Here is a 22,522-nt window from a genome sequence, read left to right on the forward strand (position 1 = left end):
GATTTATTTAACAATTGAGAATGAAATGGCTAAGCGGTTACAGAATTGGCAATTTCAGTAAGGTTGATAATTTGATGGGCTTTTTGAGCGCTAGACTCTCTGTGTGTGATAATTATGGAAGTGGCATTGCTGATTTTTCTATCAATATTTTCCAGAATATTCTGCTCAGTTTCTGTGTCTAAAGCAGACAAAGAATCGTCAAAAATGATAATATTGGGGTTCTTAATTAAGGCTCTTGCGATACAAATTCTCTGCTTTTGTCCCCCCGAAAGCATTACTCCGCGTTCACCAACAAGTGTTTTATATTGATCTTTAAACTCTACAATATTCTTATGAACATCTGCAATTTTTGAGTATTCTACTACTTTCTCGTGAGAAGGATGATCAATGGCAAAACCAATATTATTTTCAATAGAATCAGAAAATAAGTAACTTTCCTGAGGAATATACCCGATAAAGTTTCTGTAGTTCTCCAGATTATGATCCTTCAGGTTTTTGCCATCAATTAAAATTTCCCCTTCTGTAGGATCTATTAATCTGCACAACAGCAAGGCAATTGTTGATTTTCCACTACCGGTTTTACCCATAATAGCCAATGACTCTCCGGCTTTTACTTTAAAACTTAAATTATCCAGTGCCCTGATTCCCGTATTTGGATATACATAAGAAACGTTTCTGAATTCAATATCTCCTTTGATAGGATAGTTTTCAAAATTGGTATTAATGATCTCCGATTTCTTATCCATGAATTCATTGATCCTCTGCATAGACGCTTCAGCTCTCTGATTCACAGAAGTTACCCATCCTACCATAGAGAACGGGAAAATCAGGGTGTTGATATACATGAAGAAATCAGCAATCTTACCGATACTTAATTCTCCGGCAATATATTTGGCACCTCCAATCCAGATGATGGCTACGTTTAATAAACCGATAACGAAAAGAATAATGGTGAAGAAATAGGCTTCTGTCTTGGCCAGATCCAAGGCTTTGTTTTGATAATCAGTAACTTTGATGCCATAGTTTTTTTCGATATATTTTTCTCTGGCGAAAAATTTTACCACACGGATTCCGGAAAAGCTGTCCTGTACAAAAGTTGAAATCGCAGACTGGCTTTTCTGCATGATTTTTGACTTTTTATTGATGATTGAACTTACCTTATAAATAGCATACGATAAAATAGGAAGAGGAAGTAAAGTCCACATCGTCATGGAAGCATCTGTTTTTACCATGTAGATCGCCGTTATCAATACTAAGACAATCAGATTGGCTACATACATGACCCCGGGACCAAGATACATTCTTACTGCAACAACATCTTCGCTCAATCTGTTCATTAAGTCTCCGATGGTGGTCTGTTTATAATCCGTTAAAGATAAATCCTGATAATGTCTGTAGATTTTATTTTTAAGTTCATATTCTATTCTCCTTGACGCAACAATAATGGTCTGTCTCATCATAAAAGTGAAGAATCCGGTTAAAAGAGAACATCCTACAATAATTCCAACATAGATTAAAACCTGTTGGTTGAAGCCGAGATTCCCATTTTTTGTAAGTTCATCAACAGATTTTCCTACAAACTGAACCTTATATATATTAAAGAAATTACTGGCAATGATAAAGAGTACCCCCCAAAACAATAGTATTTTGTGTTTCCAAAAATAAGGGTTTAAGGTTTTTAGCGCTTTCATATAGTTTGACAAAATTACAAAAATGTCATCACACTACGAATTTCATCAATTTTAAATTTTGTATCTTTGCAGCCATAAAAAAGCTCTTTGAATGTTAGGAAGACGACAAATCCGTGAAAAAGTAGTACAGACCGTATATTCTTACTACCAAAATCCTGTAAAATTTGATGTTTTAGAGAAAAACATGTTTGCCGGGATAGAGAAAATCTATTATCTATACATCTATCAGCTCAACTTTTTGGTGGGTCTGAAAGATTTGGCAGAGAATCAGATCGAAATTGGTAAGAATAAATTTCTTAAAACTGATGCTGATATTAATCCTAACCAAAAATTCATCAACAACCAGGTATTGCGTAAACTGGAAGAAAATCCTGAAAGATTATTTTTTACAGGTCAGCACAAGCAATTGAAATGGGATATGCATGATGACTTATTGGTAAAAACTTTCCAGAGAATTACTGCTGGAAAACGTTATCAGGATTTCATGAAAGAAGAAGGATATTCTTTTGAAGAAGATCAGAAATTTATTGGGAAATTATTCTTAAGATATATTGCTGAGAATGAAGATTTTCATGATTATTTAGGTGATAAGGAACTTTCATGGTATGATGATATCCATATCGCCAATTCAATGGTACAAAAAACAATCGGTTTCCTGAGAGAAGATGAAGAAAGCAGAACTTTGATCAAAATGATTAAAGATGAAGAAGATAAAACATTTGCTGCAAAATTGTTGAGAGATACCCTGAACAACTGGGAGAACAATGAAAAGAAGCTGGAAGAAAGACTCGAAAACTGGGATCTGGAAAGAGTTTCTCTTATGGATAAAGTAATTTTATCTACAGCTATTGCAGAGCTTGACAACTTTGCTTTCACACCTTCAAGAGTGATCATTAATGAATATATTGAAATTGCGAAAGTATTTGCTACAGACCGTTCCAATATCTTCATCAATGGTATTTTAGATAAATATTGTAAAGATCAAAATAGAATATAAAATGAAAAAGACGTTATCAATTATCGCCTTGTCAATTATAGGCTTTGGGTTAGTTTCATGTAAAAAAGAAAACAAAGAAACTCAAAGTACGGAAACTGCAACTACTGATTCTGCAGCTGTTGCGGCTCCGGTAACCACTGATTCTACAGCAGCAGCTGTAACCGGTGAAACGGCAGCTCCGGTTTCCAACGAACCATCTACTTCTGTAGCTTTATCTGAAAACAGCTTTGATTTTGGTAAAATCAAAAAAGGAGATAAAGTAGAGCATGTATATGAAATTACCAATACAGGGAAAAATCCATTAATTATTTCTGAAGTGAAGCCAGGATGCGGATGTACAGCTCCTGATTTTACAAAAGAGCCAATCATGCCGGGTAAAAAAGGAAAAGTTACTTTGCACTTTGATTCTTCAAGCTTCGACGGAAATGTTCAGAAGTATGCTGACGTTTTTGCAAACGTAGAAAAATCGCCAATCAGATTAACGTTCACAGCGAACATTCAACCATAATATTTAAAATATGTTGACATTATTTTTACAGGCACAGCCACAAGGATCTTCATCAATGATGATGATAGCAATGGGTGTGATGTTCGTAGGGTTTTATTTCCTGATGATCAGACCTCAGATGAGAAAGCAAAAGCAGGAGAAAAACTTTCAGGAAAACCTTAAAGTAGGAACAAGAGTAGTTCTTACATCGGGTCTTCATGGAAGAATTGCTCAGGTTCAGGATGATGGTTTTGTTATTGAAACATTATCCGGAAAACTGAAATTCGAAAAAGCAGCGGTTTCAAGAGAAATGACAGAAGCGCGCTTTGGAGCAAAATCTGCTGATAAGGCAGATGACAAAAAAGAGACAGCCACTGAAGAAAAGAAATAATTCAGTCTGAAAATATTTAGCTGCGGCGGGTGAACTTTGTTCACCCGCCGCAGCTTTTTATAAGATTTTGATCTCATAAGTCGTATTTACTTCCCATATTTTTAATATGTTTGGCTGCTTTTGGGTCCAATTGTGAAAGCAATGAGTGGGAATAGTGTTTAATAAAAAAATTATCTTTGCTTCATGAATCAAAACACAAACAAAACCGTTCTTATTCTTGGTGCTAATTCAGATGTAGCAAAACAATGTATGATACAATATGTTGAAAAAGGATTCACAGTCATTGCTGCTTCCCGAAATACAACATCTCTGGATCATTTTGTTGATTCAAATAATCTTGACCGCTCAAAAGTTTCTATTTTGTATTTTGATGCTGCTGATTTTGGTTCTCATCATCAGTTTTATTACAATCTTTCTGTAAAGCCTCATATTGTAGTCTATGCTGCAGGTTTTTTAGTAGACAACCAACAAGCTCTCACTGATTTCAAGGGAGCAAAGCAAATGATGGAGGTCAATTATATGGGAGGTGTGTCTATTCTGAGTATTATTGCAATGGATAAAAGCAATACGAACCTGGAAAGAATAATTGGTCTTTCATCCTTGTCAGGGGTAAAAGGGAGAAAAAGCAATTTTGTCTACGGAAGTACCAAGGCTGCATTTACGCAGTTTCTGGCAGGGCTGAGGCAGGAATTAGCTTCCCGTAAAATCATCGTGAATGCTTTGATTATCGGGTATATCAGAACAAAAATCAATGAAGGATTGGAACTGAATCAATCCCTGATCATGGAACCGGATTATGTGGCGAAATTTATTGTCGGTGCAGGAAACTCTTTTACCATTGTTCCAAATTTTAAATGGAAAATGATTTATCATATTCTTAGACTTTTGCCGGAAAGCCTGGTTGCGAAATTACCTTAATGAATTTTCATTAATATTATTTTTCTTTAATAGCAGACAGTTCGGTATCGTTTTTGTAATTCTATGTCCCAAAAATTATTTCTTCCTGCAAGATTCAGTTTCTGAATGATTATTGAATAAAGCTGAAACATTCTTTTTCTGCTGTCAATCTATTTCAAGGATAAATATGATTCACCTTCGCTCAGGTAGGGAAGGGTAGAATTCTTTTTTCAAATCCTGCAGAAGATATCAATGCTGTATTGATATAATATTGATATAAATAGTAACACATAGTATAAAAATGGACGATTTAGAATTGAACAAGATTCAACAACACTGGGACACCTTAATTTCTTCAGCAATTTCATGGGCACCGAGGATTTTTACTGCAATCATTTCTGCATTATTAATTTACCTGATTGGCTCATGGATGATCAGAATGATCAAAAAGCTGGTTGAAAAAGCTTTCAAAAAACGAAACATGGAAGCTTCGCTCCAGCACTTTCTTTTAAATATTATCAACTGGGGATTGAATATTCTTTTGTTTATTGTTGTTGTAACACAGCTTGGAGTACAGACTTCTGCATTTGTTGCCATGATTGGTGCCGCAGGTCTGGCAGTAGGTTTAGCCTTACAGGGATCCTTAACGAATTTTGCAGGTGGAATTTTAATTTTATTATTAAAACCTTTTAAAATCGGAGATTTTATTTCTACCAGTTCAGGTGTGTCAGGAACTGTACAGGCTATTGATATTTTTCATACAAAGCTGGTTACACCACAAAACCAACTGATTGTTATTCCTAATGGGGTAGTGTCAAATAATAGCATTACCAATTTTACCCAGCTGGGAACAAGAAGAACATCATTGGATATCGGAGTTGCTTATGATGCGGATCTTAGGCAGACCAAGGATATTCTAATGGAAGTTATTAAAAATAATCAATATGCTCTTGAAACACCTGCGCCCCAGGTAGTAATAACAGAGCTTGGAGACAGTGCTGTCAATGTATCGGTAAGAGTAAGTACTTCCACTGAAAACTTTTGGACAATGAATGAAGAATTAATCATCGGTTGTAAAGAAGCTCTCGATAAAGCAGGAATCGGAATTCCTTTTCCTCAAAGGGATGTGCATATTTACAATCAATAATTATATTTAATTTTTTTAAAGAAACTCCTGCGTTATATTATGTGGGAGTTTTTATTACTGAGTTATGCGAATAACTGCTGTTGCTACAAATATTTAAGATTAATATTGCCTGCTCAAATATTACATTATATTTGCAAAAAATTACTAACTATGATTAATAAACTGCTCCTTTTTATAGGAATTTTTAGTGCAGTAACATCTGTAACAGCACAAAGCCAATTTTTAGATCCTTCTTTTGGCAATAATGGAATATATACATACACGCCTAACAATGCATACGGATTTATTTATGAAACCGGAGCTTTTACTGCACAGCAGAAAATTATGGTAAGTGGAACCTTTTACAATATACCCAATAGCAGTCAGTCTACTACCAATGTAATTCAAAGGCTGAATGCTGATGGTACTATAGATAACAGTTTCAATACAGTATTTATTCCGCCAGTTTCTTCCAACCCGATTTCCCGTTTGATTAAAATGTGTATTCAGCCTGATCAAAAAATTATCCTTGGTGATATTTTGGGCAATAAGTTAATCCGGTTGAATGAAAACGGAACTTATGATATAGGGTTTGGTACTAATGGAGTGGTTGCTAATTCTGTATTTAACTCATTTTTTGACACCCTTGGACTGTCTGGCCCTTTTAATTTTCATAATGTAATTTTAACTAGTAATAACAAAATTTTGCTGTGCACAACAGTAGTAGATAACCAGTTATCAAAATTAGCCGTTCTCCGCCTTAATGAAAATGGTTCTATTGATACCACGTTTGGAAATAATGGTCTTGTGCTGCAGGAAGCAAATTTAGGACGCCTGGTACTTCAAAATGATTCAAAATTACTATTAATCGGGCAAAAAACAGATGGACAATTTATAAAGTCAAGGTATTCTGCAGATGGCATTTTAGATACTACTTATAATAATAATTCGATATCTTATACCCCGATTCAAAATTATTCAACTTATTTCTGTACGGCAACAGGTAAAGATAATAACACTTACATATATGGAGTTTCGTCTTCTGCTGCTTCACCAGTATCTCTGATCACGTTGATGAAATTAAATCAAAATGGAGATCTGGACAATAGTTTTGGAACGAATGGTATTGTTAATGAATCTTACTATAATAGCAATAATTATTATGTTGACAATAATATCCTTTATCCTACTTTATTATTAGATAATAGCAACCATTTATTTTTGGTATGTATGGCAAGCCCCACGGGAAACGCAGCAGACCTTAACCAATTTATCAAAAAATTTAATACGGATGGTTCCGTAGATTCGGGTTTTGGGAATAACGGAATAGTTGATGTTGATTTAAATTATAAGGAATTTATGAGATCTGCAATCATGACGGCTGATCAGAAAATATTGATTTTTGGAAATCATCAGACGCCGAATAAAGGTATTATTACAAAGGTTTTAAATAATGGAAATATATTAACGGCTAAAGAGGAGAGAATTAAGGATGAAAGTGTAAGTATATATCCTAATCCTGTAAAGAATATCCTGAATATTAATTCCAGAAAAATGAAGGATAATAATGTAGAAATTACAGATGCAAGTGGAAGAAATATATTGAAAGCAATTATTAAAGATAATAAGATAGACGTTAGTAATCTTGAACACGGTATATATTATCTGAAAATCGGAAGTATAACCAACAAATTTATAAAGGAATAAAAAAGAGACGAGAATTTTCTCGTCTCTTTTTTTTACTCTATATTCTGCAGCAGCTCCAAAGCCTTCATCATATCAATTCCCTTACCCAAAACTGGTTTAAACAAATCTCCTTTCTCTTTAATTCTTTCAAGGGTATTGTTAATAGTAAAATCTGTAGGTTTCATTCCCAGTTTCAATTCGTCCCATTCCAGAGGCATGGAAACTGAAGCTCCGGGTTTTGGTCTCAGACTGTATGCACTTGCCAGAGTCTGCCCTGTTCTGTTTTGCAGGTAATCAAGGTAAATTTTTTTGTTATCCCTTTTTTGAAGACTTCTTTCCAGCGTGGTAATCTTGGGCAGTTTATCATTCACCTGCTTCATGAGGATATGAGCGAAATCTTTTACCTGGTCAAAATCATATTTACCACCCATCGGAATATAAATGTGAATTCCTGTACTTCCTGAGGTTTTGCAGTAACCTTTTATTTTAATTGATTTTAAAACTTCATTCACCTGAAGTGCCGTTTCAATCACCTCATCAAATGTATTTTTTGAAGAAGGGTCAAGGTCTAAAACCAGATAATCCGGATGCTCAAGATCTGGTAAAGAACTGTTCCATGGATTGAAATCAATGCAGCCTAAATTATTAAGATAAGCCATAGTAGCTTTGTCATTACAGTAAATATAATCGATATGTTTATCATTGGATTCCGAATATACCTGTGTGGTTTTTATCCAGTCAGGAACATGATCTCCTGCATCTTTCTGATAAAAGCTCTGCTCTTCAATTCCATTGGGAAAGCGGTTGAGAGAAAGCGGACGATTTTTTAAATAAGGGAGAATATAACGTGCTACAGACTGATAATATTCAATGACATCTCCTTTTGTAATGCCATCTTCAGGAAAATATACCTTATCCTGATTGGTAAGCTTTACGGAATGCTTGTCTAAGGTAATCTCTTTTTCAGAAGTCTTTGTCTTTTTTGATGAAGCTTTCGTATTCATATCTTTAGATTTTTCGGTGAAGGATGGATCTTTAGTATCTTCCGGGCTTTTGTCATCCCTGATTGTGATAAAAACCGGATGTCTGAAGATTCCATCCTTGGTAATTTCAGAATATTTGATTTCACATACCAGCTCAGGTTTTACCCACGTTACCGGCATATTGGTCTTCGGAGCTGTTTCGAATGGAGCTGACTTTACAATTATTTTCTGAAGTCTCTCATACACTTCTTTCAAAGAAGCCGTATTGAAACCTGTTCCTGTATGACCACAGTAAGTAAGCTGCCCATCGATAAATTTTCCTAATATCAACGCTCCGAAGCTTTCCCGGGATCCTCTGGGTTCCGTAAAACCACAAATAATGACCTCTTCTGTATTGGAAAACTTGATTTTAAGCCAATCGGTAGTTCTGTGATTTTCAACATACAGGCTGTCTGCCCTTTTTGCGATCATCCCTTCCAGTTCCATTTCTTTCATTTGCGCAAAAAACTCAATGCCCTTTTCAGGAATATGATCACAATACTTGATCCGTTCGGTTTCTGTCAGAGCTTCTTTTAAAAGTTCTTTTCGTTGAATTAAAGGAAGATCTTCTGTAGAATGGCCATTGAGCCATAGAATATCAAAAACCTGATAGGCAAGGGCGGCACCAGGGTTATCACCGATTTGTTGCAAAAGCTGAAAATCGGGCCTTCCCTGTTCGTTATAGACCACAACTTCGCCATCCAGGATCATACGATGTTTTTGTTGTTCGAAATCCTGAGCAATTTTGTCAAATTTTGATAAAAAGGAAATTCCATTCCGGGAATAGAAAAGCGAAGTATCATGGCTGAGATCTGCAATAGCTCTGTAGCCATCCCATTTTATTTCAAAGATCCAGTCTTTATCATTGAAGGCTTCCTCTGAAAGTTTAGCCAGCATTGGTTTAATGAAAGACTTAAGCTTTTTTTCATTTGTCAAAGAATTGAAGTTTCTGAAAGATTTTTCAGAAGTTACGACTTCTTTTTTTCTTTTATTTTTAGGCTTTTTTTTTCCTCTAAAAATTGGGTAACCAGAGACTTTGGTGAAGTGTTTTCTTCAGCATCGTAAGGACTTTCTGCAAATTCGTCCTTATGTTTAATAAGTAACCATGAGTTGTCATCATTATTTTTCATTTTAACCAGAGCAAATTCACCTTTCAGCTTTTTGCCATGCAAAATAAATTTTAAAGAACCGGCATGGAGTTCCTTCAGAAGTTCTTTTTCATCAGAAAGTTTAGAATTTTCTTCCAGAGGTTCATAAGTTCCGCTGTCCCACACTTCCACTTGTCCGGCTCCATAATTTCCTTCCGGGATGTTTCCTTCAAAATCTTTATAATCGTAAGGATGATCTTCTACCATCATGGCAAGTCGTTTGTCTTTTGGGTCTAAAGACGGGCCTTTCGGAACAGCCCAGCTCTTCAGTACACCTTCCATTTCAAGCCGGAAGTCATAATGAAGCCTGGAGGCTGCATGCCTCTGAATTACAAAAATCAGTTTGTCTTTGCTTTTCTTTGTTTTTCCTTTAGGTTCGCTGGTTTCATCGAACTTTCTTTTGTTATGATAATCTTTGAGAGCCATTACGATGCGGATTTGGATTTAGAGGTATTCAGGCTGGCTTTTAATTGGGCCATAAGGTCAATCACTTTACCTTCCTTAGCAGGCTGCGCTTTTTGGGCTTTTACGTTTTTGCCTTTTGCTTTCTGCTTGATGATCTTCATCAGCTCATCAGAATAGGTATCTTTATACATTGCGGGATCAAATTCCTGAGAAAGCTGCTCAATAAGGCTGACAGCCATTTTCAGCTCTGCAGGTTTCGGAGCTTTTTGGGCAGGAATTTTTAAATCTGAATAGTCTCTTATTTCCTGATCAAATCTCAGGCGGTTAAGAACCAGTATGTCGTCATTGTAAGGACGGATCATCCCAATAGCTGCGCTGTCACGGAGTACGAAAGTCCCTATTCCTACCATAGCTGTTTTTTCAAGAGCTTTTAATAAAAGTCTGTAGGCATTTTCACCATTTTTCTGAGGTTCCAGATAATAAGGAGTCTCAAAATACATACTGTCTACTTCTACTTCCTTTACAAACTGGTCAATAGAAAGTATTTTTGTTTTTTCCGGGCTTGCAGCCTCGTAATCTTCTTCATCAAGAACGATATATTTGTCGTCTATGAGATAACCTTTAACAATGTTTTCCCATTTTACTTCTTTTCCTGTATTTTCATTTACTCGCTTGAACCGGATGTTTGAAAAATCAGATTTGTCGAGCATATCGAGATCCAGTTTTGTGGTTTCCGTTGCGGAATAAATTTTTACAGGAATGTTGACTAATCCGAAGCCAATTGCGCCGTTCCAAATTGCTTTCATTGTCTTACGTTTTTAAAAATCAAGCAATTAATATGCCGACAGAAGCCCGTGTGGTACCTTTCATGGACTTTGTTGCCAAATGACAATTGTTTTTATCTCCGACTTTTATATCTTTATCTTTCCGCAATCCGTGGTGATATCAAAATATGGAAGAGCTTTTTACTTATATCAAAAAATTCGGAATACTGAATCCTCAGGACGAGCTGCTGATTGCTGAAGGAATTCAGGAAATGACAGTAAAAAAAGGAGAGCCTTTTATAGAAGCCGGGAAAGTAAGTCAGAGAATTGCCTTTGTGAAGGAAGGAGTTTTCCGGTCCTTGTATTACAACAAGCAAGGTGACGATTTTACACGGTATTTTATCTATGAAGGACGATTTATCGGAGACTTTCAGGGCTTTACGGATCAACTGCCCGCGCATGAAGATATTGAAGCGATTACCGATGCTGTATTGCTGGTGATTGACCGTGAACATTTTAAAATTCTGGAAGAGAAAATTGCGGTATGGCCTGTTTTGTTTGCAAGAATCCATGCTTTTGTAGTGGAAAATAAACTGAAGGTCGCCAGTATCATGCTTAATCAGGATGCGAAATCGCGGTACATTCATTTTTTAAATCATTATCCCGGTCTTGCCAACAGAGTTCCTCAATCTATGCTGGCTTCTTACCTTGGCGTTACGCCGTCTTCACTGAGCAGGATCAGGAGAAATATTGTCTAGAATTATTAATGATAATTGATAGATGATATTATTTTGAGTGGGAGAGTAAGAGGGTTTGTGAGTTTACTAACTTCTAAAATCTAGCTTCTAGTTTCTCAAGAAATCTCTTTTTGTCAAATGACAATGGTCTTTCCTTCTGACTGCCATAGCTTTGCTTCATAAAATTTAAAATACGAATATGGATATTGTATTAGGATTACAATGGGGAGATGAAGGAAAGGGAAAGTTCATTGATCTGATCAGTGAAAATTACGACATTACAGCACGTTTTAATGGCGGATCTAATGCTGGGCACAGCATTGAAAGAAACGGGCGCAGAATAACACTTAAAATGATTCCTTCGGGAATCTTTATGAAAGGAGTACAGAATGTAATCGGTACGGGAACTGTTATTGATCCTGTAAGTTTTAAAAAAGAAATTCTGAATCTTCAGGTATTTGATAAAACCATTCAGCCGGAAAACAATATCATTATTTCCAAAAAAGCACACCTGGCAATGCCAACGCATAAGCTTCTGGATATTTTCATGGAACAAAGTCCTGAGTATACCACTATCGGAACTACAAAAAATGGAATTGCCCAGGCGTATTCAAACAAAATATTAAGACAGAGCCTGAGAGTAGGGGATATATTTTTACCAGATTTTCAAAGCAGGGCGCAGCATATTCTGAATAGAGATTACAGGATGCTTGAAGAAGGAGGAATGATTGTTTTGCCTGCTTTGGAAGAAATCAGTAAAGAGTTTTTTGATGCGGTGGAATTCCTTAAAAAATTCAATTGTACAGAAACTGAAATTTATATCAACAAAGCTTTATCTGAAGGTAAAAAGGTATTGGCAGAAGGATCTCAGGCGGCGATGCTGGATATTGATCATGGTACTTATCCTTATGTAACGTCTTCCTCAACGACAGCATCAGGAGCGAGTAGCGGTCTAGGTGTTTCACCGAAAAAGATCGGTGAAATTTACGGGATAGCGAAAGCGTATTGTACGCGTGTGGGAAATGGTATATTTCCAACGGAACTTTTAGATGAATTTGGTGATGATCTCAGAATGAAAGGAAATGAATTTGGTTCCAATACAGGACGTCCCAGAAGAACCGGATGGCTGGATTTGCCTGCTTTAAAATATGCGGTAATGATCAACGGGGTTACTCAGCTGGTTCTGACAAAAGCAGATGTTTTGAGCGGATTAAAATCTGTAGCAATCTGTACCCATTATGAACTGGAAGATGGAAAAACAGTGGATGTTTCAGGTTTACTTCCTGAAAACGGAAGACCTGTATTGAAATGGATGAATGGCTGGGATGCTGATTTTACTGCCATGAAAAGCCCTTCGGAGCTGCCAAAGGAAGTGATTGAATTTCTGTCATTTCTGGAAGCAGAATTGGGAATCCCTGTAGCGTATCTGTCGACAGGGCCGGGAAGGGAGCAGATGTTGAAATTGATCAGCAAATAGTTTTATGCCAGGCAGTGTATACTGATCTTATAAACAGAAGAGGTTAGAAAATTTATTTTCTAACCTCTTTATTGTATGGAAAAAACTTAGTTAACTTTTGTAAGTGTAAAGCGCTGCTTTGTAGAAGGCTGAACCGTTTGATCCGTAGTGCCGATTACAATAGGGGTAAGATTGGTTGTTAAGCCATCTTTTACCTCTAATCTCAATGCCGGCGCATTTTTGGGAGCAAAACCAAAGCCATTGTTTCCCAGATTGAATAATAACCATTTCTGAGAATCGGCATTAGCATTGGTTCTTAATTCAACAGCCGTTCCATTCGTTGTTCCGTTACCTCTCACGGTTAACACCTTTGAAGGATCCAGTATAGATTTGATGATATAATACCCATGATCTGATTTGCTGAAAGTAAATCTCTGATTATTTCCTGTAGAAGCTGAATACAAAATTATACTGGTGCCATCTGTAGTGGAACTTCCGGTAATATCTACATTTTTATTGTTTGCTAAAGCTGTTGTCATCGTATAAGTCCCGTTGATTGCGGAACTGGCATTAACAGGTCCATATAAATGGTTTATTCCGGCATAATCACCGGCAGACAATCCAGTTCTTTGTTTGGTAAATGTAGATCCGTCCAGCTTAGTCATTACAGGCTGGCTTGGGTCTATAGCAAAGTCTGTAGACTGATACATCATGACTGAACCGAAATCAAAATCCCCATATCCTGCGTAATCATTGTAAATGTTAAAGTTGTGGCGGCTTCCTTCTACAGCTTTGTTAACATCTACAATGATGTACTGATCTCTATCCGGACGGCATTGCTCATGCATAATTCCCATAGAATGCATTATTTCGTGAGCGATAATGGCGGGATACGTGATATTATAAATCTTAATACCGTTAACTCTGTTTTGTTGCCATCCGAGTGGAGAACTGTTGGAAGTTGTATAAGTAAAGGTGATGTATTCTGTTTGATTGGTACGTTGAACAAACTGCATACTGGTTTGAGACGAGATCAATTCAAACGCTTTGTTAATATTGGTAAGGAACGTATTATAATTCTGAGTGCTCATAGTTCCCTGGCTGGGTAATGTATAATAGACTGTGGCATTCGGCCATGTTTTAATAAATGAGCTTACAATAGTACTTTTTTGAGCTGTGGATATTTCTGAATTAGCCAGGCTTTTTAATTTATTAAACTGCTCGGTACTGATTGTTATATCATCTGCATAGAAATATTCGCCATTGACTTCATTAACATATGTGTATTTTCCGTCAATTAATAATTTGTGAATCTTCGCATTGTCCTGTTTAGTCGTTGTAAGGTCTATTGAATCTGTTTGTGCATTTTCAATATCCGATCTACATGAATTCAGGGCCAAAACAAGGCATCCTGATAAGAGTAATAGTTTGCTTTTCATATTATTTAATATTGGTTTGGTGATCAAGGTTTAAAATATGAACAGCTATATTATTATCATACGCATGAGATTATAAAAATACATCAATTCCTAAGTTTTGATTAAGTCTTCATTATAATTCAGCTGTGTAACGTAAATATATTAATAAAAATTATATTTACATATAACATAATATAATGATTGATTTGTTCTTTTTTTATTTGAAAAATGTATTTATTTCGTTGATTCAATTGTTTTAATTTAATTTTTACTATTAAATTGTAAATCAAGTTATTTCATGAATGTTTGATATAATGTGTAAAAATGCATATTTTGCTAGTGTAAAGTTTGTTTTGTTAGTAAATCGATAAATTATAGTAAAATTTGTAATGTTTTTTGATTCTAAATAATATTACTTGATTAAGATTTGTTTTTCAAAATAGTATTGTCAGGATAAAATATCAGGAAGTTCAAGGTGAACTTAAGGTTGTAGGAGAATATAAAAAAAGCGGGGCAAATACCCCGCTTTACATTATGCTTTTAAATTCAATTGTAATTCCAGTTCGTCGAGCTGTGCATCTGCAATAGAAGCCGGCGCATCAATCATTACATCTCGTCCTGAATTGTTCTTAGGGAAAGCGATGTAATCTCTGATCACTTCATTTCCGTCAAGAATAGCTACAAGACGGTCAAATCCGAATGCTAAACCTCCGTGTGGCGGTGCTCCGTATTTGAAGGCATTCATCAGGAATCCGAACTGAGCTTCTGCTTCTTCTCTGGTAAATCCTAATAAATCAAACATTTTAGACTGAAGATCTCTGTCAAAAATTCTGATAGATCCTCCACCGATTTCGTTTCCGTTCAGAACCATATCATAAGCGTTAGCTCTTGCTTTACCAGGATCAGTTTCCAGTAAGTGGATATCCTCTGGCTTCGGAGAGGTGAACGGGTGGTGCATTGCATGGTATCTTTCGGTATCTTCATCCCATTCCAATAGCGGGAAGTCTACTACCCAAAGTGGAGCAAACTCATTTCCTTTTCTTAATCCCAAACGGTTTCCAAGTTCCATTCTCAATGCAGAAAGCTGAGCTCTTACTTTATTTTCGTTTCCGGAAAGAATCAACATCAAGTCTCCTTCTTTTGCTCCGAATTTTTCGATGATCTTTGTTAAATCTTCTTCGTTGTAGAATTTGTTTACCGATGAGGTTTTTACTCCGTCATTCTGGAATTTTGCCCAAACCATTCCTGAAGCACCAATCTGCGGACGTTTTACCCAATCAACAAGTTCATCAATCTGCTTTCTTGTATAGTCTGCACACCCCTCTACATTGATTCCGACTACTAATTCAGCATCATCAAATATCTTAAAGTCTTTTCCTTTTACCAGTTCATTCAATTCTACGAACTCCATTCCGAAACGGATATCCGGTTTGTCATTTCCATATTTTCTCATCGCATCTGCGAAAGTCATTCTTGGGAAATCTCCGAATTCCTGACCTGTAATATCTTTTAAAAGAGTTTTAGTCATCCCTTCAAATACGTTCATGACATCTTCCTGCTCTACGAAAGCCATTTCGCAGTCGATCTGTGTAAACTCCGGCTGTCTGTCTGCTCTTAAATCCTCATCACGGAAACATTTTACAATCTGGAAGTATTTATCCATTCCACCTACCATCAAAAGCTGTTTGAAAGTTTGTGGAGACTGTGGCAATGCATAAAACTGCCCCGGATTCATTCTGCTTGGTACAACAAAATCTCTTGCTCCCTCTGGAGTAGACTTGATCAAAACAGGTGTTTCCACTTCAATGAAACCTTCGTCAGATAAATAATTTCTTACTTTCTGTGCCATTTTGTGGCGGAAGATCAGTTTATCTTTTACCGGATTTCTTCTGATATCCAGGTAACGGTATTTCATTCTTAACTCCTCACCACCATCCGTTTCATCCTCAATGGTGAAGGGAGGAAGCTGAGAATCGTTCAGAATTGTCAGTTTCTCTACCAGAATTTCGATTTCCCCTGTTGGAATATTAGGGTTTTTGCTTACTCTTTCAATAACTCTTCCGGTAGCCTGAATCACAAATTCACGGCCCAGTTTTTTAGCTTCTTCCATCAGTTGGGCAGAAGAGCGGTCCTGGTCAAAAACCAGCTGGGTAATTCCGTAACGATCCCGAAGATCTACCCAAATCATAAATCCTTTATCACGGATAGTCTGTACCCATCCTGATAGTGTAACTTCTTCATTCAGATTTTTCAGAGATAGCTCTCCGTTGGTGTGTGATCGAAACATAATTATTTGTTTAAAGTTCAATGTTTAAGGTCCAGTTCCGGACCTTGAATTTTTCGTTGGCAAAGATAAGATTTTTGCAGGTTTTATAAATAAAAAAAACTTCCTTTCGGAAGTTTCATCTATTGTTTTTAGTTTTTTAATCTCTATTACCGCCTTTTGCAATAAGAATTCTTTTCACTTCTTCGCTGCCTTTAGTTTCATCAGCTACTTCAAGAGGCGTTTTGTTCTGACATTTTTTATTGACATTAGCCTTGCTATCCAAAAGGAAGTTGATAATATTCTTTCTGTCAGACATTACACTAAAGCCAAGGGGTGAATAAAGTATATTTCCAACAAGGAAACATTTGTTGTAATCTCCCGGAGCAAACTGTTTTTTAAATGTTGCTACATCATCAGAATAAATGGCTTTCATCTTTTCCTGAGTCATCTTCTGGGCAGATAACATACTGCCAGACAGTAACATTCCAAATAGAAAGATGGTAGAGATTATTTTTTTCATAAGGATAATTTTTAAGAATATACAAATCTAAATTAAATTTTATTACCAATTGCTAAGTTTTTCTAATAATTGGATTTGTATTTTTGGGATTACACAAAATATTAATTGCGAAATGACAAAATATATTGAATTTTTGAAAAAAGCATTCAGCGGTGAAGAGACCGATTTTACGAAAGTGAATATCAGAAGTGCTGTGCTGCTTTTAGCCATTCCCATGATGCTGGAAATGGCTATGGAATCCGTATTTGCTCTTGTGGATCTTTATTTTGTCGGCCATCTGAAAGAAAGCGGTTTTGCTATTCAAACGGTAGGGCTTACCGAATCTGTACTTTCGATAATGTATTCTATTGCGATTGGGATGAGTATGGCGGCAACAGCATTGGTAGCAAGACGAATTGGTGAGAAAAACCCGGAACAGGCTTCCAGAAGTGCTGCGCAGGTGTTGCTGGTTTCTTTTACGGTTACTTTTATTTTAAGCTTACTGGGAGTCCTCTACGCAGAAGAAATCCTGATCCTGATGGGTTCAAAACCAGAAGCTGCCGCTTATGGAAAAAATTTCACCAGAATTATGATGGGAAGCAGTACAATCATTATGCTTTTATTTTTAATTAATGGTATTTTCAGAGGAGCCGGAAACGCGATGATTGCGATGAAAAGCTTATGGATAGCCAATATTGCCAATATTATTCTCTGTCCGATTCTGATAAAGGGATTGGGGCCTGTACCTGCTTTGGGGCTTACGGGAGCTGCTTTGGCAACAACAATCGGACGTAGTATTGGGGTTATTTATCAGCTGTACCATCTTTTGGTTGCGGATACTCAGATCCGTATTCTGATTTCTTATTTTAAACCGAATTACGGATTAATCAAATCTATTATAAAAATTGCAACTCCCGGTATTTTTCAGTTTGTCATTGCTTCTTGCAGCTGGATTTTCCTTGCAGAACTGGTAGCAACTACAGGAGGAGAGAATGCATCGGCAGGCTATCAGACCGCTTTAAGACTGATGATGTTCTTTATGCTTCCAGCCTGGGGATTGAGTAATGCTGCGTCTACATTGGTAGGGCAGAATATGGGAGCGAATGAAATGTTGAGAGCGGAACAGTCGGTGATGAAAACCGTGAAATATAATGTCATCTTTATGCTGATTGTAAGTCTGATCTTTCTTTTTATGGGGAATTTTTTAGTAGGCTTTTTTACTCAGGAAACTGCCATTAAAGATTTTGCTAAAAATGCACTTCAGATTATGAGTATAGGATTTATTTTCTATGGAATCGGGATGGTGATGATCAATGCCTTTAATGGAGCTGGTGATACATGGACACCTACCTGGGTTAATCTTTTTGGTTTCTGGCTGTTTCAGATTCCGCTGGCCTATTTTTTATCAAAATATCTTGACTTGGGACCCAAAGGAGTTTTTATATCAATTCCAGCCGCAGAAACATTGATTACCATTGTTGCCTTTATCTTATTTAAAAAAGGAAAATGGAAGACAATAAAAGTGTAGAAAGCGTGGGTGATGGAATTCTCCAGCTTTCCTCCCTAATTTATAAAACTTTAACAGCTTCATTAATTGGATTTTAGTATTGTATTTTCTAAATTCGTAGGACAACAAATACATAATACTATGGGAAAAGGAGACAAAAAATCAAGAAGAGGAAAAATTAATTCCGGAAGTTATGGTAAAAGAAGACCTAAAAAAGCCTCAAAATCTTTTGCCGCTTCTGAAGAAAAATCTAAAAAGTAATCAAAATAAAAAGACCGAAGATCATATCTCCGGTCTTTTTTATGAAAATTAAATTAATTATTTACCACCTAAAATATTGCCAAGGATGCTGCCTAGTCCGCCGCCGCCTTGTTGTTGGTTTCCTCCACCACCCAATACATTTCCCAGTATATCGTTCAGGGGATTTCCTGATGATTGAGATTGTCCGCCACCTCCCAAAACACTTCCAAGAATGTCATTCAAAGGATTAGACTGCTGGGCTTGAGCCTGATTGGAAGCGTTTCCAAGAATTCCTCCTAAAAGATCTCCCAGGCCGCCTGCTCCTACGTTACTCTGTTGTTTCTGCTGTCCGATATAGCCCATAACTACAGGTGCCAGCATCGCAAGGATAGGACCAATTTTGTCTATTGAAATTCCTGTATTTTGTGATAACTGGTTTTCAACAGTACTTTTTTGCCCGCCAAAGATATGATCAAGAATCGATCCTCCTTCAGCCTGTCTTGCCTCAATTTGTGAAGCATCATTTAAAATACTGCCGTTATGGTCTTTATCTAAAGCATTATTTAAAGCTTCCGCTTCTTTAGCATCCTGAGATTTATTTCTAAGATAAGAAATGATAAGAGGTGCAGCAACGGCTAATAGGGCAATTACCTGATTTTTGCTGATTCCGAATTTGTTCTCAGCCTGTTCAGCAACCTGATTGCCGGTGTTCCCTGTAAGAAGGTCAATTAAACTCATTTTTGTGTTTATTAAGTATTAAGTAAACCAAAGTTATCAAAAAATATGCCTCAGAAAATAACCTGCTCTCACAAATATTGTTAAAGTTTAAGGAAGGCTTCAGCAGCCTTTAATTTTTGATAATAGGAACATTAGAACATGCTTCTCCGAACATCAGGGATTTTACCATTGGCTTTAATTGTTCTACCAATTCAATATAAGCATTTTCGGGAATTTCTTTATCTGAACATCCTTTTACAAGGACTCTCTTTCCTCTCATTTCCTCAAAATCATGAGTCTGGATGGCATTATGCATTAAAATAACTTCCAGGTCTTCACGGCTTCCAAACACTATTTTCTTAGCTACATCTGTAAGTTTTGCAGTTAAGACAAAATAAGCCCAAAGAGGAATAATGGTATCTACAGAATTGTAGATGTATATATAAGTATCTTTATATTGTTCCGTATCGATTGCATCTACCTTTTCACGGAAATCCTTTTCTTTAAGGATCATTTCCTGAAAAAGGAAATCTTTAAGATCAATACCTTTTCTTTCCCCTTTTGGCAGTAAAGTGGTAAGGTCAAAATTGATAAGGCCGCTTTCTGCAACTTTATTCCGGATTTCAAATTCTTCTGACATTTTTTATCATTATCTTTGAACAAATTTACGAATTAAGATCATATCTGTCTTAATTTGTTCTCTATCCTTACTATAGAAATGAAGTATTATATTATTGCAGGAGAAGCTTCCGGTGATTTGCATGGAAGCAACCTGATGAAAGCCTTAAAACACAAGGATCCCCAAGCGGAATTCAGATTTTGGGGTGGCGACCTGATGAAAGCTCAGGGAGGAACTCTGGTAAAACATTACCGTGACCTTGCTTTTATGGGATTTCTGGAAGTTGTGATGAACCTCCGTACTATTCTGAATAATATTAAATTCTGTAAAGAGGATATTCAGAAAAACAGACCTGATATCCTGATTCTGGTAGATTATCCGGGATTCAATCTGAGAATTGCAAGATTTGCCAAAGAGTTGGGAATTAAAGTTGTTTATTATATTTCTCCACAGCTTTGGGCATGGAAAGAAGGCCGCGTAGAAATTATCAAAAAGTATGTGGATGAAATGATGGTGATTCTTCCTTTTGAAGAAGATTTTTACAGAAAACACGGCGTTCACTCTCATTTTGTAGGTCATCCTTTGCTGGATGCTATTTCGGATCTGCAGGAAATCAGTATTGAAAAATTCAAGTCGGAGCATGGATTGAACGAAAAAGAAATCATAGCATTGCTGCCCGGTTCCAGAGAACAGGAGGTGGAAAAAATGCTTGAAATCATGCTTTCCGTAAGATCATATTTTAAAAATTACCAGTTTGTCATTGCCGGAGCGCCAAGTTTACCAAAAGAATTTTATCAGAAATATGTAGATGATAATGTTCATTTTGTTTCCAATAAAACTTATGATCTGCTAAGATGCTCGAAGGCGGCTCTTGTGACTTCCGGAACTGCAACACTGGAAACAGCTTTGCTGAATATCCCTGAAGTAGTCTGTTATCGTGGAAGTAAAATTTCCTATGCTATTGCTAAAAGATTGGTGAAAAATATCAATTATATTTCTCTGGTTAATCTGATTATGGACAGAGAAGTCGTAAAAGAATTGATTCAGAATGACCTGAATACTAAAAATCTGGTAGAAGAACTGAATAAAATCATAGCTGGAGAGAAAAGAGAACAGGTTCTGAATGACTATAACCTTCTTAGAGAAAAGCTTGGTGGAAAAGGCGCAAGTGAGCATGCTGCTGAAGTGATATTGAAAGTATAGTATTTATCAAATGCTTTTGAGAATTTAATCTACATTGTAACTATGAATTATTTTAGCCGTTTTCTCCTATTATTAACGTTTACATTATTTTTCTCAAATAGTTTTGCCCAGCAGAACGATAAAAGAGATAAAATCCAGATATTTTATTACGGTTGGTATGGAAATCCTGCAACGGACGGAAGTTATCAGCACTGGAATCATGAGATTCTTCCTCACTGGAGTAATCCGAAATGGAATAATCTGGGCCATCACACAGGAGGAGATGATATTGGTGCTAATTTTTACCCGGCGCTTGGAAATTATAGCTCGAATGACATAAAAATCATAGAGCAGCATATGAAAATGATCAAAGACTCCGGGGTGGGAGTGGTGGTGGTAAGCTGGCTGGGAAAAGATTCGTTTACGGATAAAAGTCTTATCAAATATCTGGATATTGCAGATCGCTTTGATTTAAAAATTGCCTTTCATATTGAGCCGTTCTATAAAAATACATCAGAATTAAAAGAACAGCTTTCTTATCTGGTAAAAACTTACTCTCATCATCATGCTTTCTATAAAAAAGAAGGGAAGCCTTTGTTTTATGTCTATGACAGTTATAAAATCCCCAAAGAAGAATGGATGAAAATATTATCCAAAAATGGCGAGGAAACAGTTAGAAACACAGATTTAGATGCACTTTATATCGGGCTTTGGGTGGAGAAAAATGATGCTGAATTTTTTAATAACTCAGGTTTTGACGGTTTCTACACTTATTTTGCCAGTGAAGGGTTTGTGTATGGAAGTACAACAGCCAACTGGTATTTTATGGCCAAATTTGCTAAAGATCATCATCTGATTTTTATTCCTTGTGTAGGTCCCGGATATTCAGATACAAGAATCCGCCCATGGAACGAAGCCAATTTCAAAAGCAGAGACAACGGAAAATATTATGAGAAGATGTTTGATGCAGCCATCAGGGTAAAACCGGAATTTATTGGAATTACATCATTCAATGAATGGCATGAAGGAACACAAATAGAGCCTGCTGTTCCTAAAAAAGCAGGTGATTTCAAATATGAAGATTACGGTAAAGATCCTTTATTTTATATAAAAGAAACGAAGCGTTTGACGGATAAATTTCTGAAAAAGAAATAATATACTTTCAAACTTAATTTTTAAAACAAAAAATAAAGCGTTCTGTTGACATTTTTGATGAAGACAAAGCGCTTATTTAGTTCTTTAAGAGTTTATAAATTCTCCTTTAATC

21 protein-coding genes are annotated in these 22,522 nt (G+C 36.3%); 12 read left to right on the forward strand and 9 right to left on the reverse strand.

The window, feature by feature from the left end; genetic code table 11:
* Positions 1-29: 29 nt before the first annotated feature.
* Positions 30-1,691 carry an ABC transporter ATP-binding protein gene (locus ACLI50_RS05860; RefSeq protein ID WP_202841539.1) on the reverse strand — a complete coding sequence of 554 codons (1,662 nt, stop codon included), beginning with the start codon at positions 1,689-1,691 and terminating at the stop codon, positions 30-32.
* Between the two features lie 91 nt (positions 1,692-1,782).
* Between ACLI50_RS05860 and ACLI50_RS05865 the strand changes: the two genes are divergently transcribed.
* From ACLI50_RS05865 to ACLI50_RS05890, 6 genes are all read left to right on the forward strand, one after another.
* Positions 1,783-2,688 carry a transcription antitermination protein NusB gene (locus ACLI50_RS05865; RefSeq protein ID WP_110008282.1) on the forward strand — a complete coding sequence of 302 codons (906 nt, stop codon included), beginning with the start codon at positions 1,783-1,785 and terminating at the stop codon, positions 2,686-2,688.
* A 1-nt stretch (position 2,689) separates the two neighbouring features.
* Positions 2,690-3,196, forward strand: a complete 507-nt coding sequence (locus ACLI50_RS05870; RefSeq protein ID WP_202841538.1) for a DUF1573 domain-containing protein — start codon at positions 2,690-2,692, stop codon at positions 3,194-3,196.
* A 10-nt stretch (positions 3,197-3,206) separates the two neighbouring features.
* On the forward strand, positions 3,207-3,566 hold the full coding sequence (yajC, locus tag ACLI50_RS05875; RefSeq protein WP_202841537.1) for a preprotein translocase subunit YajC: 360 nt from the start codon (positions 3,207-3,209) through the stop codon (positions 3,564-3,566).
* 183 nt (positions 3,567-3,749) lie between these two features.
* Positions 3,750-4,484, forward strand: coding sequence for an SDR family NAD(P)-dependent oxidoreductase (locus ACLI50_RS05880; protein ID WP_202841535.1), 735 nt, complete (start codon positions 3,750-3,752; stop codon positions 4,482-4,484).
* A gap of 280 nt (positions 4,485-4,764) precedes the next feature.
* Positions 4,765-5,610: a mechanosensitive ion channel family protein gene (locus ACLI50_RS05885; protein WP_411413365.1), complete on the forward strand. Its 846-nt coding sequence runs from the start codon at positions 4,765-4,767 to the stop codon at positions 5,608-5,610.
* 150 nt (positions 5,611-5,760) lie between these two features.
* Entirely contained in the window at positions 5,761-7,296 is a 1,536-nt protein-coding gene (locus tag ACLI50_RS05890) for a T9SS type A sorting domain-containing protein (RefSeq protein ID WP_343642805.1), read from the forward strand.
* Between the two features lie 32 nt (positions 7,297-7,328).
* Here the strand turns inward: ACLI50_RS05890 and ligD are convergent, their stop codons facing one another.
* From ligD to ku, 3 genes are all read right to left on the reverse strand, one after another.
* Positions 7,329-9,194 carry a DNA ligase D gene (gene ligD / locus ACLI50_RS05895; RefSeq protein WP_411413366.1) on the reverse strand — a complete coding sequence of 622 codons (1,866 nt, stop codon included), beginning with the start codon at positions 9,192-9,194 and terminating at the stop codon, positions 7,329-7,331.
* A 71-nt stretch (positions 9,195-9,265) separates the two neighbouring features.
* A complete protein-coding gene (locus ACLI50_RS05900) occupies positions 9,266-9,871 on the reverse strand; it encodes a DNA polymerase ligase N-terminal domain-containing protein (protein WP_202841526.1) in 606 nt (201 codons plus the stop codon).
* Positions 9,871-10,656, reverse strand: coding sequence for a non-homologous end joining protein Ku (gene ku / locus ACLI50_RS05905; protein ID WP_411413367.1), 786 nt, complete (start codon positions 10,654-10,656; stop codon positions 9,871-9,873). The genes ACLI50_RS05900 and ku overlap by 1 nt, the downstream gene beginning before the upstream one ends.
* A gap of 146 nt (positions 10,657-10,802) precedes the next feature.
* Here ku and ACLI50_RS05910 point away from each other — a divergent pair, with 146 nt between their 5' ends.
* Positions 10,803-11,372, forward strand: coding sequence for a Crp/Fnr family transcriptional regulator (locus ACLI50_RS05910; RefSeq protein WP_202841524.1), 570 nt, complete (start codon positions 10,803-10,805; stop codon positions 11,370-11,372).
* Between the two features lie 178 nt (positions 11,373-11,550).
* Entirely contained in the window at positions 11,551-12,828 is a 1,278-nt protein-coding gene (locus ACLI50_RS05915; RefSeq protein WP_411413368.1) for an adenylosuccinate synthase, read from the forward strand.
* 86 nt (positions 12,829-12,914) lie between these two features.
* Here ACLI50_RS05915 and ACLI50_RS05920 read toward each other — a convergent pair whose 3' ends face one another.
* The 3 genes from ACLI50_RS05920 to ACLI50_RS05930 all read right to left on the reverse strand — a co-directional run bounded on the left by ACLI50_RS05920 (position 12,915) and on the right by ACLI50_RS05930 (position 17,011).
* Positions 12,915-14,246, reverse strand: coding sequence for a M12 family metallopeptidase (locus ACLI50_RS05920; RefSeq protein WP_202841519.1), 1,332 nt, complete (start codon positions 14,244-14,246; stop codon positions 12,915-12,917).
* Between the two features lie 511 nt (positions 14,247-14,757).
* Entirely contained in the window at positions 14,758-16,512 is a 1,755-nt protein-coding gene (gene aspS / locus ACLI50_RS05925; protein WP_411413369.1) for an aspartate--tRNA ligase, read from the reverse strand.
* 136 nt (positions 16,513-16,648) lie between these two features.
* Positions 16,649-17,011: an ankyrin repeat domain-containing protein gene (locus tag ACLI50_RS05930; RefSeq protein ID WP_411413370.1), complete on the reverse strand. Its 363-nt coding sequence runs from the start codon at positions 17,009-17,011 to the stop codon at positions 16,649-16,651.
* A 112-nt stretch (positions 17,012-17,123) separates the two neighbouring features.
* On the opposite strand from ACLI50_RS05930, the gene ACLI50_RS05935 reads away from it, so the two are divergent.
* Positions 17,124-18,518, forward strand: coding sequence for an MATE family efflux transporter (locus tag ACLI50_RS05935; protein ID WP_202841513.1), 1,395 nt, complete (start codon positions 17,124-17,126; stop codon positions 18,516-18,518).
* A 120-nt stretch (positions 18,519-18,638) separates the two neighbouring features.
* The gene (locus tag ACLI50_RS05940) at positions 18,639-18,758 is read left to right on the forward strand and encodes a 30S ribosomal protein THX (RefSeq protein WP_065119703.1); all 120 of its coding nucleotides are present in this window, start codon (positions 18,639-18,641) and stop codon (positions 18,756-18,758) included.
* A 57-nt stretch (positions 18,759-18,815) separates the two neighbouring features.
* Here the strand turns inward: ACLI50_RS05940 and ACLI50_RS05945 are convergent, their stop codons facing one another.
* Positions 18,816-19,475 (reverse strand): DUF937 domain-containing protein, encoded by a 660-nt coding sequence (locus ACLI50_RS05945; protein ID WP_202841511.1) that lies wholly within the window; start codon positions 19,473-19,475, stop codon positions 18,816-18,818.
* Positions 19,476-19,584: 109 nt separating this feature from the next.
* Complete coding sequence (locus ACLI50_RS05950) at positions 19,585-20,094, reverse strand: DUF2480 family protein (protein WP_202841509.1); 510 nt, start codon at positions 20,092-20,094, stop codon at positions 19,585-19,587.
* A gap of 78 nt (positions 20,095-20,172) precedes the next feature.
* Between ACLI50_RS05950 and lpxB the strand changes: the two genes are divergently transcribed.
* Together lpxB and ACLI50_RS05960 are read left to right on the forward strand one after the other, a co-directional pair.
* Positions 20,173-21,276 carry a lipid-A-disaccharide synthase gene (lpxB, locus tag ACLI50_RS05955; protein ID WP_202841507.1) on the forward strand — a complete coding sequence of 368 codons (1,104 nt, stop codon included), beginning with the start codon at positions 20,173-20,175 and terminating at the stop codon, positions 21,274-21,276.
* 42 nt (positions 21,277-21,318) lie between these two features.
* Positions 21,319-22,410, forward strand: a complete 1,092-nt coding sequence (locus tag ACLI50_RS05960; protein ID WP_411413371.1) for a glycoside hydrolase family 99 protein — start codon at positions 21,319-21,321, stop codon at positions 22,408-22,410.
* The last annotated feature ends 112 nt before the right edge of the window (positions 22,411-22,522 follow it).

It is taken from the genome of Chryseobacterium cupriresistens, from assembly GCF_046614675.1.
Classification (GTDB): Bacteria; Bacteroidota; Bacteroidia; order Flavobacteriales; family Weeksellaceae; genus Chryseobacterium; species Chryseobacterium cupriresistens.

Coding starts and splice junctions, on each gene's coding strand:
- ACLI50_RS05880 (WP_202841535.1), top strand. CDS start 3,750: ATGAATCAAAACACAAACAAAACCGTTCTTATTCTTGGTGCTAATTCA.
- ACLI50_RS05930 (WP_411413370.1), bottom strand. CDS start 17,011: ATGAAAAAAATAATCTCTACCATCTTTCTATTTGGAATGTTACTGTCT.
- ACLI50_RS05870 (WP_202841538.1), top strand. CDS start 2,690: ATGAAAAAGACGTTATCAATTATCGCCTTGTCAATTATAGGCTTTGGG.
- aspS (WP_411413369.1), bottom strand. CDS start 16,512: ATGTTTCGATCACACACCAACGGAGAGCTATCTCTGAAAAATCTGAAT.
- ACLI50_RS05920 (WP_202841519.1), bottom strand. CDS start 14,246: ATGAAAAGCAAACTATTACTCTTATCAGGATGCCTTGTTTTGGCCCTG.
- yajC (WP_202841537.1), top strand. CDS start 3,207: ATGTTGACATTATTTTTACAGGCACAGCCACAAGGATCTTCATCAATG.
- ACLI50_RS05865 (WP_110008282.1), top strand. CDS start 1,783: ATGTTAGGAAGACGACAAATCCGTGAAAAAGTAGTACAGACCGTATAT.
- ACLI50_RS05910 (WP_202841524.1), top strand. CDS start 10,803: ATGGAAGAGCTTTTTACTTATATCAAAAAATTCGGAATACTGAATCCT.
- ACLI50_RS05945 (WP_202841511.1), bottom strand. CDS start 19,475: ATGAGTTTAATTGACCTTCTTACAGGGAACACCGGCAATCAGGTTGCT.
- ligD (WP_411413366.1), bottom strand. CDS start 9,194: ATGCTGGCTAAACTTTCAGAGGAAGCCTTCAATGATAAAGACTGGATC.
- ACLI50_RS05890 (WP_343642805.1), top strand. CDS start 5,761: ATGATTAATAAACTGCTCCTTTTTATAGGAATTTTTAGTGCAGTAACA.
- ACLI50_RS05885 (WP_411413365.1), top strand. CDS start 4,765: ATGGACGATTTAGAATTGAACAAGATTCAACAACACTGGGACACCTTA.
- ACLI50_RS05940 (WP_065119703.1), top strand. CDS start 18,639: ATGGGAAAAGGAGACAAAAAATCAAGAAGAGGAAAAATTAATTCCGGA.
- ACLI50_RS05960 (WP_411413371.1), top strand. CDS start 21,319: ATGAATTATTTTAGCCGTTTTCTCCTATTATTAACGTTTACATTATTT.
- ku (WP_411413367.1), bottom strand. CDS start 10,656: ATGAAAGCAATTTGGAACGGCGCAATTGGCTTCGGATTAGTCAACATT.
- ACLI50_RS05915 (WP_411413368.1), top strand. CDS start 11,551: ATGGATATTGTATTAGGATTACAATGGGGAGATGAAGGAAAGGGAAAG.
- lpxB (WP_202841507.1), top strand. CDS start 20,173: ATGAAGTATTATATTATTGCAGGAGAAGCTTCCGGTGATTTGCATGGA.
- ACLI50_RS05900 (WP_202841526.1), bottom strand. CDS start 9,871: ATGGCTCTCAAAGATTATCATAACAAAAGAAAGTTCGATGAAACCAGC.
- ACLI50_RS05935 (WP_202841513.1), top strand. CDS start 17,124: ATGACAAAATATATTGAATTTTTGAAAAAAGCATTCAGCGGTGAAGAG.
- ACLI50_RS05860 (WP_202841539.1), bottom strand. CDS start 1,691: ATGAAAGCGCTAAAAACCTTAAACCCTTATTTTTGGAAACACAAAATA.
- ACLI50_RS05950 (WP_202841509.1), bottom strand. CDS start 20,094: ATGTCAGAAGAATTTGAAATCCGGAATAAAGTTGCAGAAAGCGGCCTT.